Source organism: Methylobacterium sp. J-072, from assembly GCF_022829425.1.
Classification (GTDB): domain Bacteria; phylum Pseudomonadota; class Alphaproteobacteria; order Rhizobiales; family Beijerinckiaceae; genus Methylobacterium.
Window position 1 is genome coordinate 1 of record NZ_JAKSYK010000132.1, and the last position, 321, is coordinate 321.

At 74.1% G+C, this 321-nt stretch carries 1 protein-coding gene; it reads left to right on the plus strand.

Going from position 1 to position 321, the window contains the following annotated elements:
- Positions 1 to 294: hypothetical protein (locus tag MKK67_RS15135; RefSeq protein ID WP_279601651.1), on the plus strand; the 294-nt coding region annotated here is incomplete at its 5' end.
- Positions 295 to 321: the final 27 nt, after the last annotated feature.

The following is a 321-nucleotide window of genomic DNA, read 5'->3' on the forward strand; positions in this document are numbered from 1 at the left end:
CCGCGAACGGTGCCGCACGCCCGCATCCCCGGTTTCGACAAGACCGCCCGCGTCCCAAGCACCGCCGCCCCCGTAGTCACGCGCCGACGGAGCCCGGTCGACGGCCGCTTCCTCAACCTGCCGAACGAGCCGGTCCTGGGCGTGATCGAGCCCTGGAAGGCCGTGACCCCGGTCCGCCCGGACACCGCGCACAGCCGCAGCGTCCGCTTCCTCGACACGGCCGGCGAGCTGCTGGCCGCGGCCTTCATCATCGGCGGCGGCATGGTGCTGACCGGCCTCGCCTCCCTGCTCTGAACCGACCCGCACCCGAGCGGGTCGGCT